Annotated in this window: 14 protein-coding genes and 1 pseudogene; 3 read left to right on the top strand and 12 right to left on the bottom strand. The window is 62.5% G+C overall.

Features of this window, described 5'->3' with window-relative positions; translation table 11 throughout:
- A pseudogene (locus ACSSV4_RS14545) lies at nucleotides 1-1,090 on the top strand (IS256 family transposase); the annotation flags it as partial.
- 32 nt (nucleotides 1,091-1,122) lie between these two features.
- Here ACSSV4_RS14545 and ACSSV4_RS14540 read toward each other — a convergent pair.
- The 3 genes from ACSSV4_RS14540 to ACSSV4_RS14530 are packed head-to-tail and all read right to left on the bottom strand — an operon-like array spanning nucleotide 1,123 to nucleotide 2,634.
- Nucleotides 1,123-1,719 (bottom strand): DUF3618 domain-containing protein, encoded by a 597-nt coding sequence (locus ACSSV4_RS14540; RefSeq protein WP_454275853.1) that lies wholly within the window; start codon nucleotides 1,717-1,719, stop codon nucleotides 1,123-1,125.
- The gene (locus ACSSV4_RS14535) at nucleotides 1,709-2,101 is read right to left on the bottom strand and encodes a phage holin family protein (protein WP_454275852.1); all 393 of its coding nucleotides are present in this window, start codon (nucleotides 2,099-2,101) and stop codon (nucleotides 1,709-1,711) included. Before ACSSV4_RS14535 ends, ACSSV4_RS14540 begins: the two co-directional genes overlap by 11 nt.
- Nucleotides 2,098-2,634, bottom strand: a complete 537-nt coding sequence (locus tag ACSSV4_RS14530; protein WP_454275851.1) for a hypothetical protein — start codon at nucleotides 2,632-2,634, stop codon at nucleotides 2,098-2,100. Before ACSSV4_RS14530 ends, ACSSV4_RS14535 begins: the two co-directional genes overlap by 4 nt.
- A 289-nt stretch (nucleotides 2,635-2,923) precedes the next feature.
- On the opposite strand from ACSSV4_RS14530, the gene ACSSV4_RS14525 reads away from it, so the two are divergent.
- Nucleotides 2,924-3,175: a hypothetical protein gene (locus ACSSV4_RS14525; protein WP_454275850.1), complete on the top strand. Its 252-nt coding sequence runs from the start codon at nucleotides 2,924-2,926 to the stop codon at nucleotides 3,173-3,175.
- A 103-nt stretch (nucleotides 3,176-3,278) separates the two neighbouring features.
- Here ACSSV4_RS14525 and ACSSV4_RS14520 read toward each other — a convergent pair whose 3' ends face one another.
- From ACSSV4_RS14520 to ACSSV4_RS14505, 4 genes are all read right to left on the bottom strand, one after another.
- Nucleotides 3,279-3,506, bottom strand: coding sequence for a hypothetical protein (locus ACSSV4_RS14520; protein ID WP_454275849.1), 228 nt, complete (start codon nucleotides 3,504-3,506; stop codon nucleotides 3,279-3,281).
- 346 nt (nucleotides 3,507-3,852) lie between these two features.
- Complete coding sequence (locus tag ACSSV4_RS14515; RefSeq protein ID WP_454275848.1) at nucleotides 3,853-5,025, bottom strand: IS5 family transposase; 1,173 nt, start codon at nucleotides 5,023-5,025, stop codon at nucleotides 3,853-3,855.
- An 80-nt stretch (nucleotides 5,026-5,105) separates the two neighbouring features.
- Nucleotides 5,106-5,522, bottom strand: coding sequence for an ion channel (locus tag ACSSV4_RS14510; RefSeq protein WP_454275847.1), 417 nt, complete (start codon nucleotides 5,520-5,522; stop codon nucleotides 5,106-5,108).
- Nucleotides 5,523-5,696: 174 nt separating this feature from the next.
- Nucleotides 5,697-6,146 (bottom strand): DUF2383 domain-containing protein, encoded by a 450-nt coding sequence (locus tag ACSSV4_RS14505; protein ID WP_454275846.1) that lies wholly within the window; start codon nucleotides 6,144-6,146, stop codon nucleotides 5,697-5,699.
- 441 nt (nucleotides 6,147-6,587) lie between these two features.
- Here ACSSV4_RS14505 and ACSSV4_RS14500 point away from each other — a divergent pair, with 441 nt between their 5' ends.
- The gene (locus ACSSV4_RS14500; protein WP_454275845.1) at nucleotides 6,588-7,580 is read left to right on the top strand and encodes a serine hydrolase domain-containing protein; all 993 of its coding nucleotides are present in this window, start codon (nucleotides 6,588-6,590) and stop codon (nucleotides 7,578-7,580) included.
- A 95-nt stretch (nucleotides 7,581-7,675) separates the two neighbouring features.
- On the opposite strand, the gene ACSSV4_RS14495 is transcribed toward ACSSV4_RS14500, so the two are convergent.
- The 5 genes from ACSSV4_RS14495 to ACSSV4_RS14475 all read right to left on the bottom strand — a co-directional run bounded on the left by ACSSV4_RS14495 (nucleotide 7,676) and on the right by ACSSV4_RS14475 (nucleotide 14,692).
- Entirely contained in the window at nucleotides 7,676-9,103 is a 1,428-nt protein-coding gene (locus ACSSV4_RS14495) for a C69 family dipeptidase (RefSeq protein WP_454275844.1), read from the bottom strand.
- A 34-nt stretch (nucleotides 9,104-9,137) separates the two neighbouring features.
- Nucleotides 9,138-11,198, bottom strand: a complete 2,061-nt coding sequence (locus ACSSV4_RS14490) for a dipeptide ABC transporter ATP-binding protein (protein ID WP_454275843.1) — start codon at nucleotides 11,196-11,198, stop codon at nucleotides 9,138-9,140.
- Between the two features lies 1 nt (nucleotide 11,199).
- Entirely contained in the window at nucleotides 11,200-12,144 is a 945-nt protein-coding gene (locus ACSSV4_RS14485) for an ABC transporter permease (protein WP_454275842.1), read from the bottom strand.
- A complete protein-coding gene (locus ACSSV4_RS14480) occupies nucleotides 12,125-13,069 on the bottom strand; it encodes an ABC transporter permease (RefSeq protein ID WP_454275841.1) in 945 nt (314 codons plus the stop codon). The genes ACSSV4_RS14485 and ACSSV4_RS14480 overlap by 20 nt, the downstream gene beginning before the upstream one ends.
- 72 nt (nucleotides 13,070-13,141) lie before the next feature.
- Nucleotides 13,142-14,692 carry an ABC transporter substrate-binding protein gene (locus tag ACSSV4_RS14475; RefSeq protein WP_454275840.1) on the bottom strand — a complete coding sequence of 517 codons (1,551 nt, stop codon included), beginning with the start codon at nucleotides 14,690-14,692 and terminating at the stop codon, nucleotides 13,142-13,144.
- Nucleotides 14,693-14,715 lie beyond the last annotated feature (23 nt).

Here is a 14,715-nt window from a genome sequence, read left to right as displayed (position 1 = left end):
GGACACCCGGGCGGGTCGCATCCCGCTGGAGATCCCGAAGCTGCGCAAGGGCAGCTACCTTCCCAGTTTCCTCGAGCCCCGGCGCACGGCCGAGAAGGCCCTCGTGGCAGTGATACAGGAAGCCTACGTTCAGGGGATTTCCACCCGCTCGGTGGACGATCTGGTTAAGGCCATGGGCGCGGGCGGCATGTCGAAGAGCCAGGTTAGCCGGCTCTGCGCCGAGATCGACGAGCGCGTGAACACGTTCCTGTCGCGGCCCTTGGAGGGGGCCTGGCCCTACCTCTGGCTCGATGCAACCTACGTGAAGGCGCGCGATGGTGGCCGGATCGTAAGCCGTGCCGTGATAGTGGCCGTCGCAGTCAACGAGGACGGCAAGCGCGAGGTGCTGGGTGTCGCCACCGGCCCCTCCGAGGCGTGCGCGGGGAAAACGAACCCCCGGATCGTTTTCTGATCCCGCTTACCCTTCTGGACTGATTTCCTGCGCTCCCTGGCCGACCGCGGCCTGCGCGGCGTGAAGCTGGTGATCGCCGATGACCACAAGGGGCTGCGGGCGTTCGTCGGGCAAACAGTCCCCCGGACTGTTTGCTTTTCCTCCTCACCGCGCCGGGTCTTCAACGCGACCCACCAGCGCTGTCGGGTTCACTGGATGCGCAATGCCCTGGCGCATGCTCCGGCCAAGCAGCGCACGGCCGTGGCGGCGATGCTCAAGACGATCTTCGCCCAGGAAAGCAAGGCCGAGGCCGAAGCCCAGTGGGATACCGTCGCCGACGCGCTGCGAGAAAAGCAGGACAAGCTCGGCACCTTCATGGACGCCTCGCGCGACGACGTCCTCGCCTACATGGACTTCCCGCGCGAGCATTGGACCCAGATTGCGTCGACGAACCCGCTGGAGAGGGTGAACCGCGAGATCAAGCGGCGCACCGACGTCGTGGGCATCTTCCCCAACGATGACGCCATCATCAGGCTCGTCGGCGCGATCATGCTCGAGACCAACGACGAATGGACCGTTGCGCGCCGATACATGAGTCTTGAAACCCTCGCGCGCGTGAACGACAATCCAAACATCAGGTTGCCCGCCGTGGCGACCTGATCAGATCTGGACCTTTCCGAAGGTCGGCGCTCTTACACCACGCCCTGGGACACTATCGTCAGGTCCTCCGTACCTTGGGAGAGGCGCTTTTTCATGTCTGCGGCGCGGTCGCGGGCAGAACCGGCAGTGTCGCGAACACCCTCTCGAACAGAGCGTGAGACCTCAGAGAATTTGCCACCTTCGCCGGAGTGCCCCATACCCGGGCGCGCGCCGGTGCCCACGTGGTCGTGCATGTCATCGACATCGCGTATCCACGAAGGCAGATCATCACCTTCTGTGATGCCCCGGGGCTGTTCGGCACTGGCAGAGTGTCGGGGACCGAAGTGGTCACCGGCATAGCCCTCGGGTCCCGCGCCGCGCGACCGGTAATCCGAGGCTGTGCCATTGCCGAAAATCAGCCAGGCCAGTCCGACGCCAGTCAACGCAACCGCCAAGGGATTGTCCTTTACCGCCCGCGATACCGACGCGCCGATGTCGCCACTGTGCTCTCGGATCTGCTCGGCAGACTGCCGGACGATCCTGTCAATCGAAAAATTGTCTCTCAGGGCCTCCAGGCTGTCTGCCAGACCCGCGCGTTCCTGCTCGAGCCTGCGCTCGATCTCTTCTGGTGAACGATGTTCATCCGTCATGGTAGCTTTCCTTTACGGTATGGGCATCACGTTTGACATTCTCGGCGGTGCGGGTGGGGGCGAGCGAGCTGAGTTTCAGATCAGCCTTGCCTTTCTGAAGCATCACATAGGCAATAACGGCGAACGTCACCCCGACGATCAGTGCTGACCACCCAGCAGGAATGCCCGCCTCGGTCAGGGCCGTAACCAGGGCTGCCGACAGCACATTCAGTGCGGTCAATGCTACGACCAGAGCTCCGACAATCATGCCGATGGCACCTGCTGCGCCGGAAAGGTTTTCGTTCAACTCGCTTCGCGCAAGATCGAACTCGCCGCGCACCAGTCCGCTGATATGTGACAGCGCATCAGTCAATATCGTGCTGGTAGACTTGTCTGTGTTCATGGATTCTCTCCTCTGGTGGGATCGGTCGCGCGGGGCATCGAAGGTGACGCCTGATCTTGTGTCGCGGCCCCCGCGTCGCCGACCGGTGGATTATCAGACCGCCGAGATTCCGAGCGCTGGTTGTCGGAGGCGGATGCTGTTGCCAGCCGCGTTGCGACAAATCCTGTCAGGGCAGCACTACCCAGGAACATCAGCGGATGACGGCGCGCGATGTCGTTCAACTCGCCCAGAATGTCACCCAGGCTCTTGTCGTCCAGGCTCTGTGACACGTGATCGAGGTTGTCGGCCAGACTGTCGATCATCCGGTGCTGAGTCGAGCTGTCGTGCAGCTCTCCTGCTGCGGTGTGTAGTGCACCGGCCAGATCCCGAACCTCTTGTGCGACACCCGACCTTGCCTTTTCAGCAACACCCGACATTTCGGACGACACTTTCGCCGCCGTCTCGTGAACGCTGTCCCGAGCGGCTGCACCGTGTGTTGCTGCGTCTTCATGAAGTTGCTTTGTCTGTCCTTTGGACGGTTCGTTTTTTGTCATTTCCCGGTCCTCTCGATCAAAAGACAAGTGTGATGACGGCAAGAACGACGACCACGAGGCCGATGAGATAGATGATACTGTGCATGATGCATGTCCTCCTGCTGCTCAGGGTTGGTTTCTGAACGGGACAACCTGACGTTGGAAAAGATGTTCCGGACTATCTGCATGCAGTGTTTGCCACATGATCGCCAAGCGCCCGGATCCTGGCCCCACCGGCTGATCTTGGGAACATTCGGTTCTGATGCGGGTTCTACGGAAATGCGGACGCCCCGCGCGACAGGAGGACGCTATGCTGCAACGGAAATGGCAGGAAATGCCTCGGATTGTTCGCTTCATGATTGATCAGTTCATGAATGGTGCGGTGATGGGCTGTGCCTTCGGCCTGGTGCTTGTCCAGACAGACACGGCCGGTCTTGCGAGGCTGCTCGAAGGCCTGCCGGGCGCCGGACCTACGGCACTGTTTCTTGCTCAGGGCGCATTGATATTCGGGGCACTTGGCATGGCGGTGGGGGTCATGAGCCTTGGCACCGAACGCGACTGATATCGGGCGCCTCCCTTTCCAAGCCGGGTCTCAGCGTCTCGCACCAGTCGGGTCAACTATGGCAGCTGCGCTCCTTTCATTTGCATGCCGGTTCGCGGTTGGGTCAATACGTGCCTGGCGGATCGCTGGCGGGAAAGGATTCATCCGCCCTTTCATCAACCATGTCCCAGCTCCGAGGCCGGTCTTCCATGGTTTCAGGTCCTGCCGGACGAACGCCTGAATCGGATCGCCGAGCAGAGGATGCAGCACCGGCGCGGGGGGCCAGACCGGACGCGATGGTGTATAGTGCCAGTCCGGCAGCGACCACGACGACTAAGTTCTTGGTCAGCATTGTGAAACTCCGTCTCGAGTTGAGTCTTCCAGGTCTTTTGCAGACCACGCGAAAGTTCATTCTTCAGGGGCTCTCAACCCATCCCTCAAGATAATGTTCCAACAGCACAGAGGTGCGAATTCGCGGGCATGGCCGTGTCATGTACGTCTTCCCGCAGTGTCGCCACCGCGCCGTCAGGCCCCGGAAAGCACCAGACGGTATTCGGGCCCCCGACGCGCCAATGACATCTAACAGGCCGCTGAAATAGTTACCAAACCGGAACGGTTTCCTTGCCCTTGGGCTTGGGTCGCGTGATCGTTATATCCGTCGGCGGGTCCGCTTCTTGTTCCCGATGCCATTTCCCCCTTCATGCCCCCAGCAACCGCGGCAGCCGGGCGAGATTGCTGGCGGCCATCGTCAGGACGAAGCGGGATCGGACGCGCTCGACGCCCCGATACATGGTCTGGGCCATGCCGCCGACTGTTTTGGCCCATCCGAACGGTTCTTCGATCTTCTTTCGATGCTTCTGGGACAAGGCGTAGCCTGCATGCCGGGTGGTTCGCCCGTCGATTGCTGAATGTCTCGATTTCTGGGCGACGTGGGGCGTGACGCAGGCTTGCCTCAGGTCGGCGACGAACCCGGCCGCGTCATACCCCTTGTCGGCACCCAGCGTCAGCCGCCGGGTCGATCCGGGGGAATGGCGATGGACCATGTCCAGCGCTGCCTTGCGTTCGGCATGACCGTCGGCCTGGGTCAGATCACCCTGCACGACAAATCCGTGCCGGTTTTCCATCAACGTATGCCCCATGAAGCAAAGCACCGCACCCGTGCCGGGGGATTTCTTGTAGAGCCGTGCGTCAGGATCGGTGACCGAGGCATGCGTCGCGTTCGAGCGCTTCTCGCCCTTGAAGTCGACTTCAGTGTTGCGGTGGCGGTGTGTTGGGCGGGTCATCGGTTCGGTTTCTTTCTGGGTCTGTCCGGGCTGGGTCTCGGCGGGGGTATCCTGTGTGGGTGGATCGCCAGGTCCCGCGTCGTCGGGCGGCGCGCCCTCCGCCCGCGGTTGGAAACTCTTCATGGAAGCCCAGGCCTTGATCAACGTGCCGTCGACCGAAAAGTGCTCGTCCGACAACAGGGGCGCGACTTCCTGATGCGCCAAAATCGCCGCCATCACCTTGCGCGACATCTCGGTGGTCAGCAGCCGGTCGCGGTTCTTCGTGAATACCGTCGGGACCCAGACCGGATCATCAACCCCGAGGCCCACGAACCAGCGGAACAGCAGGTTGTAATTCATCTGCTCCATCAACTGGCGTTCAGACCGGATGGAGAAAAGAATTTGCAGAAGGCTTGCCCGGATCAGCCGCTCGGGCGGGATCGAGGGCCGCCCGAAATCGATGTAAAGCGCCTCGAAATCTGCATCCAGACTGGCCAGCGCGTCGTTGACCACCTGCCTGATCTTGCGCAGCGGATGCCGCGCGGGGATTCGCTCTTCGAGATCAACATAGCTAAACAGCGCCCAACTCGTCTCGTCCGTCCCGCGCATCATCACCCCCGCCACTTTCGTCTGGGGAAGTGAATCATGTTCTCAAATCACTGTCGAGGCAGGACTATTTCAGCAGCCTGCTAAAGCTCGTTCAACGCCCTCTTCCACACCGTATAGATGAATGTCGCCGACCAGGTCAGTATCATGAAGCCACCCAGGGATTGCATCATGCTGATCAGCCGGATTGGCCCCTCCGCCTCGATGTCGGTGTAACCCAACGTGGTAAAGTTGATACCCGAATAGTAGACGATATCGCGCCATCCATCATCGACCCCGATCAGCGAGCCGGTCCAGTGCCATGACAGCAATATCCGGTAGGCACCTGCGAACATCAGGATCTCCGTCACGTGAATCGCAACCAGCCCCAGAAAAACCGATATGATAGCCCGGTGCGGATGCCTGTTCGCATGAGCAGTCGTGTACCGCAGGCCGACGAGAGCAAAATGATGTCCCGCCCCTAACAATACCACGAGGCCGAAACCGATCAGGAGCGCCATGACATTCAGATCTCCTCGAATTTTCCGGTATGATTGGTCAGCCTGCGGAACAGGCGCCAGGCGGGGCGACCGTCCGGGCAGCGGGTGTCGTGTACAATAAACGCCCGTTCGGAGTAGCCTTGGGGGCGGCAAAGCGCCTCGGTCAACCCTGCCGCCCCGGTCGATGGTGCTGCGTCACAATGTTTCAGCGACGTCCTGCATCCACGCCCGGTGCCGGCGTTCATCTGCGAGGGCCTTCTCGAAAAACGCGCGCGATTCCGGTCTGGCGTCGGGACGGTTCAATGCCCGCTCATATGCGGTAACCGTATCATCCTCATTCGTCTTCATCGCCTTCAGTATGGCACCGTCGCCCGCGAGATCCGCCATTGCGATCTTGCCAGTCGTCAGCATCTGCTTCATGTCGCCTTCCGTCGGTGCCGCAAACGCATCTGCCCGCGCCATGTTTTTCAAGACGTCGAGGTGTTGCAGGTGGTCGTGCCGAAACGTTTCGACCTGGCTGCTCAAGGCATCGTCTGACAGATGCTCGATCGTACTCTCGTATGCGGCGATGGCATCATATTCGAGAAGAATCAGATTCTTAACAAGATCGTCAAAACTGCTTTCGTTTCCGACTGTGGTTACCATGGATGTCTCCTGTCTGGCTGTGGAACTCTGGTCTGGTGCCTGTGGCTCTCCGACCCGGCACTTGGAACTGAACCAGACCGCCGACCTATTGTTCCATCCCCGCAGCCAGTGGCTTTGGCTACCTAGGCCGGCACTTGCGACGCATCCCGCCCAGACCGGACGCGAAACATGAATTGATGTTTACAAACAGGCGCATCTATGAAGAGTTCGCGCTGTGGCCTCACCCAGCAAGGTCGCCACTGAACGCTCATCGAGGACCGTTTCAGTGATCCTCACCACATCTAGAATTACACCCGCCGACTCCGGTCAGAGACAGGATTTCTTGGGGCGGGGGCCACAAAAAGAAGAAAGCCAGACGTCATGACCTCTTACGCGGCAACTCCACAACTCCAGACTGTCGTCGATTTTGCATTGGCGCATGAGACAGCTTGGCCGCGCAGCATGTATTATCCTGACGGCTCCTATGTCGGCAATGTCGAGTGGAATGAAAGCGGCCCTTGGACCGAGATCATTGGCCCTGTTGCCGAACGTGGCGGGCCCGCGGGGGTCATCCTGCACGGCGGGGAACGGGTCGCCGCGTGGGGTGACACAGGGCGGGCGGACATGACGTTCTCGATCGCGAAGAGTTATCTTTCGGTGCTTGCCGGCCTTGCCGTGAAGGATGGGCTGATTTCGGACCTGGACGCCCCAATCAACAACACGGTGGACGGCCCCTATTTCGCCAGCCCTCACAATTCCAGGATCACCTGGCGTCACATGCTTCAGATGAACAGCGAGTGGCGCGGCGAAATTTTCAGCAAGGATGATCAGGTCGATCACTACCGTCAGATAGGCGTTGGTGCCGACAATAGCCTCAAAGGGCAACTGCGCGATGTCGGTCCTCCCGGCAGCTATTATGAATATAACGATGTCCGCGTGAACGCGCTTGCCTACGCCTTGCTGAGCCGGTTTCGGCGGCCATTGCCAGAGGTGTTGCGCGAGCGGATCATGGACCGCATCGGCGCGTCTGATCAATGGTGTTGGCAAGGCTATTCAACCTCCTGGATTGAGATTGACGGGCAGCGCATGCAGTCGGTCACAGGTGGCGGGCATTGGGGTGGTGGGCTGTTCATCAGCGCCGACGATCATGCAAGGTTTGGCGCATTCATCAGCCAGAACGGCGCTTGGGAGGGTGAGCAGATTTTGCCGGAAGACTGGATGAAGCAATCGCTGGAGCCGACGCCGACACTCGACAAATACGGCTTTCTCTGGTGGCTCAATCGCGGCCGTGACGCCAACCCCAAGCTGCCATCGACGGCGTTCAGCGCTCTTGGAGCGGGAGGAAACTGTCTCTGGATCAGCCCGGAACAGGATCTTGTCGCCGTGATGAGATGGCTCAACCCTGCAAACACGCAAGAGTTTCTAGAGGCTTTGGTCGGCGCAGTCTCACGCTGACCAAACGTAAACCTGGAGAGATCGGACGCTCAGGGACCATCCTGAAGTCTGTGCTCTGACGTGGGTTCTGCTTTGCCGGGCCGACCGGTTCCGAACTACCATATCTGATCGAGTTTTCGTGGTTCACGGGTCATGTTCAGTTCATTCTGCGCGCGTAGCCTTGCATGGGCTGCTGCCGACAACGCCTGGCAATCGGCCAATGCCCGGGCCATGTGTGCATGGCTGAACTCGGTCAGAATCTGCGATGCCAGTGCCTCTTCACCTGCCTCCAGAATATGACCGGCGGCGCACAAGATGTTGGGTATACCGGCGTTTACGCCAGTCTCGATCGCACGCCAATGTGTCCAGACCTCATTCAGGATGGGGTCCGGTTTCTGGAAGGCCAGATGCATCAGTCTCTTGAATTCCTGGAATGCGCAAAGCCCGCTCTCGACGCCCTGCGGTACATGTGAAACCGTGTCCGGATCCTTGTCCAACTTGCGACAATCATGGAAGCGGTGGCTCTCTCCAGCTGTAAGGTAGCGGTGCTTCTGCCAGGCCGGTGGCACGGAGCTTTGCCCCATAAAGACCGGCAAAAGCGGCGCGGTCACCGGACCGACCGGCGCGTGCCACATCATGCGCAGCGCGCCATGCGCGGGATGGACCAGCGGGACGACCTGACCATACCCGGCGGTATCGCCGGTCAGACGCTCGGTGCTGATCGACCAGAACACATCCTCCAGCCCTATCTTTTCGGGGCGCGCGGCGCGGGCGCGCATCTCGTCTTCGATCCACGCCACCCCGTCCCAGCGATGCTTGCCGTCGCCGTAGATGCGATTGACATCGAACGGGCCATCCTGCGGCGACCACCAGCCCATCTCGCGCGCGGTGTCAAAGAAATGCGGCGGAAAGAGGAAATCCTCGCCGGGGGCGTCCGGTATCTCGCCGATATAGCCCGGGCGCGCGGCGCGGATGCTGTCGGGCCCCAGCCGCTCGGCACACCAAAGCCCCCTGCCCCCGGCAAACTCGATCACAACCCAGGCCTCAATCGGGTCGGCGATCATGTGGGAATTGCCGCCATAGGTGGAATAGCCATGCGTGGCGATCAGTTGCCCGATCATCTCCACGCCCTCGCGCGCGCTCCGCGCCCGCTCGACCACAAGGCGCGCGAGGTCGGAATAATTCGGCCCGCTCTGATCCTCGGGCGTCATCGCGATCAACTCCGCGCGCGAGGTCGCCCAGATATCGCGCACCGCGACCCCGCATTCATTCAGCCCGCCATTGGTCAGCGGCCCCGGCACACCGAGGTAATAACTGTAGCTGACCCGCAGGTTGCGCAGCGTTTCGGCGGCTTGGGGAATGTCGCTCAACCGGCCCGGCATATCCGCCTGTGGCGTCACGCCGACGGTGATCGTGCTGCCCTCGGGGTGGTGCGCGCGCGGGTTCAGTTCCAGCCAGTGACTGCTTGGCTCATCGCCGTAGCCTGCCAGATAGGCGCGTCCGTCGGCGGTCTGGTTGCGCCCGATATATATGCCGTAGCTCATTCTTTTCTCTTCTTTTCCGGGGACTGAGCCGGGATCAACCCAGCGGGAAATGGCAGGCGTGGCGGCGACCGTCGGCCATGGTCACATGCGGCGGCTTCTCGGCGCGGCAACGCTCCTGCGCCAAGGGGCAACGCCCTGCAAAATCGCAGCCCTTCGGCCGGTTCAGCAGGCTCGGCACCTCGCCCGAGATCGACACATGCACGCGGCGCCGGTCGGGGTCGGGCTGCGGCACACCTTCGACCAGCGCGCGGGTGTAGGGATGCACCGGGCGGTCGAACACCTCCGCCGTGCGCCCTTCCTCGACGATGCGCCCCAGATACATGATCGCCAGCCGGTCGGCGATGTGGCGCACCACCGGCAGGTTGTGGGTGATGATCAGGTATCCCAGCCCGTGTTCGGCCTGAAGATCGGCCATCAGGTTGAGGATCTCGCCCTGCACCGACACGTCAAGCCCGGCAGTCGGCTCATCCGCGATGATCAGCTTGGGGTTCAGCGCCAGCGCGCGCGCCACGCCCACCCGCCGCGCCTGCCCGCCCGACAGCTCATGCGGATAGCGCGACAGGAACGGCTTGGGCAGGCGCACCATTTCGGCCAGCCGCTCGGCCTCGGCGTCGAGATCGACACCCGCAAGCCCGTGGATCTGGAACGGTTCGGTGATCAGCGCGCGCACCGATTTGCGCGGGGAAAGCGAGCCAACCGGATCCTGGAACATCATCGTCATATCCCGGCGCAGCGGCTTGAACCGGGCCTCGGGCATGTTGCGGATATCCTCACCCTCAAAGCGCACGCGACCCGCCTGTGACGCCACGAGGTTGAGAATACTGCGCCCCAGCGTCGTCTTGCCAGAGCCGCTTTCGCCGACCAGCCCCACGGTTTCACCGGGGGCGACCGACAGGCTCACATCGAGCACGGCGTCGACATGCCTCGTCTTGATCCCCTTCAGCCGCGCACGCAGCGGCCCCACGGTCTCGAACTGCACGTTCAGGTCCGACACCTCCAGCAGCGAGCTGTCGCTCTTGACGCGGGCGGGCTTGCTCACGCTGGCCTCACCCTGCCCCACGGTCATCACATCAAGCGGCGGCGGCCAGCTTGGGTCGTGATGCGGCCCGCCCAGCAGGTGACACCGCGCAAGTCCCATCCCGCCCCGCGCGACATCCGGGGGCGTCACCTCGTGGCAGACCGGCATCGCGCGCTGACAACGCGGCGCATAGATGCAGCCCGAACGCGGCTTGGTGAGGTCCGGAATATCGCCGGGAATGACCGGCAGCTTGCGCGATACGTCGTCGATCCGCGCCGGGTCGCATTCCAGCAGGGCGCGGGTATAGGGGTGCTGCGCGTTGTGAAAGATCTCGTGCACCTCACCCGCCTCGATCACCTCTCCGGCATACATCACCACCACATCGTCGCACAGTTCCGCGATCAGGCCGAGATTGTGCGAGACCACCACGACCGTCGCCTCCAGTTCCTTTTGCAGGTCCTGCAACAGGTGGATGATCTGCGCCTCCATCGTCACGTCGAGCGCGGTGGTCGGCTCGTCCGCCAGCAGCAGTTGCGGCCCGGTCAGCAGCGCCATCGCAATGCCCGCACGCTGCCGCATGCCACCCGAGAAATGATGCGGATACTGGTCAATCCGCTTGTCAGGGTCGGGAATGCCGACCTTGCCCAGCATCTCGACGGCCATGCGCCGCTTTTCGGCGGCAGAGGCGTCGGGCCGCCGATAAAGGATGTCGCGCATCTGCCGGGCATAGGTCAGCACCGGGATCTGACTGGTCATCGGGTCCTGGAACACCACCGAAATCTCTTCGCCCCGGATGGCCCGCAACTGCGCCTCATCGGCATGCAACAGGTCGCGCGCACCAAAGCGCACCTCGCCACCCATCACCTCGGCATTGCCAGCCAAAAGGCCCAGCAACGCCCAGAGCACCGTGGATTTGCCCGAACCGCTCTCGCCCACGATGCCGACGATACGGCCCTTGCGGATCGGGAAAGTGATGTCGCGCAGCGCCCTCACCCGTCCGCGCGGGGTGCGGAAATCGACCGACAGGTTGCGGATGTCGAGCAGGGTTTCAGGCGTCTCGGGCATGTCTCTTGGCATGTCAGCGTCCCTTTCCCATGCGTGGATCGAAAATGTCGCGCAGCGCCTCGCCGAGAAAGGTGAACCCGAGTGTGGTCAAGATCAGCGGGATACCCCCCGCGATCACCATCCAGGGCGCGTCGCGGATCACCAGGTAGCCCTCGTTGAGGATCGTGCCCCAGCTTGCCGTGGGCGGCAGCACGCCAAGCCCCAGAAAGCTCAGCCCCGCCTCGATCGTGACCACCACCGGCACATCCATCGCCGCCAGGATCAGCAGAGGCCCGATCACGTTTGGCATGACATGATGCACCAGCGTGCGCGTCATGCTGGCCCCGAGCGAGCGTTCGGCGAGGATGAAGTCGGTGTTGCGCAGGGTCAGCGTCGCGGTGCGGGCGACACGCGCATATTGCGGGATCGAGGTGATGATGACGATGGCCAGCACCATGCCAAGGCTGGGCCCGGTCAACGCCACCATCGCCAGCGCCAGCACGATGGTCGGAAACGAGCGCACGGTGTCAAACACCAGCAACAGCAGACTGTCGAGCCAGCGCGGCCCGAACCCGGCGATCATGCCGAGGATCAGGCCGACAACCAGCGCCACCGACACCCCGATTGCCGCGATCTTGAGCGCCACGCGCCCACCATAGAGGATGCGTGACAGCGTATCCCGACCAAGCTGGTCGGTGCCCGCCAGATGCTCCAGCGTGGGCCCCGACAGACGCGCCGGCACATCCAGCGCATTGGGGTCATAGGGAGCCAGCCACGGCGCGAAGATGGCGCTGGCAAAGAACAGCGTGACCAAGATCAGCCCGGTCAGTCCCTGCCAGTTGGTCAGGAACAGGCGCAGCTTTTCGCGGCGCTCGCGGGCGGCGGACTCGCGGATCTCGGCATCCATCACGTGGTCGGGAAGGCCCGATGCATCGACCGCCGGGATACCGGTTTCGGATTCAGAGCGATTCTCGGACACGGGGATCAAACCAGGCTATGAGGACATCGGAAAACAGGACGACGAGGATATAGAGGCCGGTGGCCACCAGAACCGCGCCCTGCACGACAGGGAAATTGCGCGCCATCACGGCATCGAAGATCAGCTTGCCGATGCCGGGCCGGGCAAAGATGATCTCGGCAAAGACCGCCGAGGAGATCATGCCGCCAAAGCCCATGCCGATCAGCGTGATGGTGGGCAGGATGGCCACGCGCAGCGCGTAGCCGAACACCACCTGCCGGGGATGCAGGCCAAAGGCGCGCGCCGCGCGGATGTAGGTCTCGCCCATCACCTCCAGCATCGAGGCACGCACCATCCGCGCCAGATACCCCACCCAGCTCAACCCGATGGCAAAGGCGGGCAGCACCAGATGCGTCAGTTGATCGGCGGTATCGCCCGGCTCGCCCGCGCCGATGGCCGGAAGCCATCGCAGATACACGGCAAAGATCAGAAGCGCCCAGATCGAGACCAGAAAGGACGGCACCGCGATGGTGCCCACCGACAGCACCCCCGTCACCCGATCAAGCCAGCTGTTGGGCCGGACCGCCGCAAGGCAGCCCAGAGGAATCCCCAGCAGCATGGCCCAGCCCATGCCCGCGCAGATCAGCGCCAGCGTGAAGCCGATCCGCTCCATGATGATCGCGGTCACGGGGCGGTCGGAGAATACGTCGACGCCCAGATCGCCCGTGGCGGCATTACCGATATAGATCAGGAATTGCCGCCAGACCGGCTCATCGAGATGCATCTTCGCGGCATAGCGCGCTATCGCCTCGGGCGTGGCGCGCGGGCCAAGGGCAATCGTCGCCGGATCGCCGGGAATGAGATGCAGGAGCGAGAACAGCACCAGCACGACGAGGCCGATCACCACCGCCGAGAGGCCAAGCCGCTTTATCAGGTAATAGAGCACCGGCGGTCTCCTGCGCCTTGGGGCTTGCGGGGCCAGCCCGGTCGCAACGCGCGACGCGGGCTGGCCTTGTGATCACGCCTTGCTGAAACGACGATAGTTCAACTCGCCCGAGGGCGCGGCGTTGATCGTGATCGTGTCGTGATGCGCGTAGGATTCCGGCTCGTGGTTGATCCAGACATAGGCGCCGGTATCCTCCATGATCTGCTGCATCCGCAGATAGATCTCGCGGCGCTTGGCCTCGTCGGTCTCGGCGATGCCCTCTTCATAGAGACGGTCGTATTCCTCGTCCGTCCAGCGCTCCCAGTTCCAGATGCCGACCTGGTTCGAGGTGAACCACTGCGTCGCCTCGTAGGGGTCGGGCGTGGTGCCGAACCGCATCAGCCACAGCTCCAGCTCCTGCCAGGTGTCGCCCTTGCTCTCCTGGCCCATTTCCCAGAACGGGCCGCTATCGACCGGCAGCACCTTCACGGTGATGCCCACCGCGGCCAGATTGGCCTGGATGATCTGCGCCGCCAGCATCCGCTCCTGATTGTTGAGCGTGCGCAGCGTCACCTCGAGCCCCGATACGCCCGCCTCGTCGAGAAGCGCCTTGGCCTTGGCCGGATCGTAGTCGTAGCCGGTCTCGGTGCGCTGCCCCAGAAGGCCCGGGCAGATGATGCCGTGCGATTTGGCGGTCGTGTTTGAATAAGCCCCGGCAAGGATCGTGTCCACATCGACCGCATGCTGAATCGCGCGGCGCACGCGGATATCCTGCAACTTGGGATGCTCGGTATTCATCCCCATCCAGAGATATTGCAACTCACCTGCGGTGGTGACGGCAGTGTCGGCCGGCATGTCCTTGCGGTAGCGCGCCAGCGTGTCCGAGCCCAGTTCGGTGCAATCAAGCTCGCCCGCATCATAGGCCAGTTCTGCCGCCTTGACCTCGGTGATCACGTTGCATTCCACCCGCTCAAAGCCCGGCGCGGGGCCGGTCCATTCGGGGTTCAACTCGAACACCGCGCGCTGACCGGGGGTCGCCTTGTAGGTATAGGGCCCACAGATCGCCGGGAAATCCACCGTGAAGGTGCCACCCGCATCCTTGACCGCCTGCTCGCACACAATGGCACCCGGGCCGTGGCAGAGCGTGACCATCTGGAACGGCGCGAACGGCTTGTTGAGCACGATCGTGCCGGTCAGGTCGCCGGTCACCTCGACATGATCGAGCGCGTCGAAATAGCCCGACCAGTCGCTCTCCTTCATCCGTTCATAGGAGAATTTGACGTCCGACGCCTTGAGCATGCCGTAGCCGTTCGACCACATCAGACCCTCGGTCAGCTCAAAGTCGATATGCGTCGGATCGCGCTGTTCGAGCTTGGTCACATAATAGGTCGGCCGCCAGGTGAAGGTGTCGCCCTCCTGCACATATTCGGCGAGGAAAGGCAGGCATTGCTTTTGCGCCTCGACCTCGGTGCCGCCGACCATGTAACCCGGATCGAGCACGTTGTTGTCGCCGTCGATACGCAGACGCAGCGTGCCGCCACCCTGCGCAAAGCCGGCCGTCGGCCAGCCCGGCAAAAGGCCCATCGCCCCGATCGCGGCGGTGGTCCCGAGAAAGGTCCGGCGCGTGGTTGTTGTCCGTTTCATTTCAATATTCTCCCTGTTTGACG

The sequence above is a fragment of the Roseovarius sp. MBR-154 genome, from assembly GCF_053628595.1.
This window is presented reverse-complemented; position numbering and strand designations above follow the sequence as displayed.

Bases quoted from the DNA above. Each gene is read 5' to 3' on its own strand.
- ACSSV4_RS14510 (WP_454275847.1), bottom strand. From the start codon at position 5,522: ATGGCGCTCCTGATCGGTTTCGGCCTCGTGGTATTGTTAGGGGCGGGA.
- ACSSV4_RS14475 (WP_454275840.1), bottom strand. From the start codon at position 14,692: ATGAAACGGACAACAACCACGCGCCGGACCTTTCTCGGGACCACCGCC.
- ACSSV4_RS14530 (WP_454275851.1), bottom strand. From the start codon at position 2,634: ATGACAAAAAACGAACCGTCCAAAGGACAGACAAAGCAACTTCATGAA.
- ACSSV4_RS14525 (WP_454275850.1), top strand. From the start codon at position 2,924: ATGCTGCAACGGAAATGGCAGGAAATGCCTCGGATTGTTCGCTTCATG.
- ACSSV4_RS14535 (WP_454275852.1), bottom strand. From the start codon at position 2,101: ATGAACACAGACAAGTCTACCAGCACGATATTGACTGATGCGCTGTCA.
- ACSSV4_RS14495 (WP_454275844.1), bottom strand. From the start codon at position 9,103: ATGAGCTACGGCATATATATCGGGCGCAACCAGACCGCCGACGGACGC.
- ACSSV4_RS14540 (WP_454275853.1), bottom strand. From the start codon at position 1,719: ATGACGGATGAACATCGTTCACCAGAAGAGATCGAGCGCAGGCTCGAG.
- ACSSV4_RS14515 (WP_454275848.1), bottom strand. From the start codon at position 5,025: ATGCGCGGGACGGACGAGACGAGTTGGGCGCTGTTTAGCTATGTTGAT.
- ACSSV4_RS14500 (WP_454275845.1), top strand. From the start codon at position 6,588: ATGTATTATCCTGACGGCTCCTATGTCGGCAATGTCGAGTGGAATGAA.
- ACSSV4_RS14505 (WP_454275846.1), bottom strand. From the start codon at position 6,146: ATGGTAACCACAGTCGGAAACGAAAGCAGTTTTGACGATCTTGTTAAG.
- ACSSV4_RS14520 (WP_454275849.1), bottom strand. From the start codon at position 3,506: ATGCTGACCAAGAACTTAGTCGTCGTGGTCGCTGCCGGACTGGCACTA.
- ACSSV4_RS14490 (WP_454275843.1), bottom strand. From the start codon at position 11,198: ATGCCAAGAGACATGCCCGAGACGCCTGAAACCCTGCTCGACATCCGC.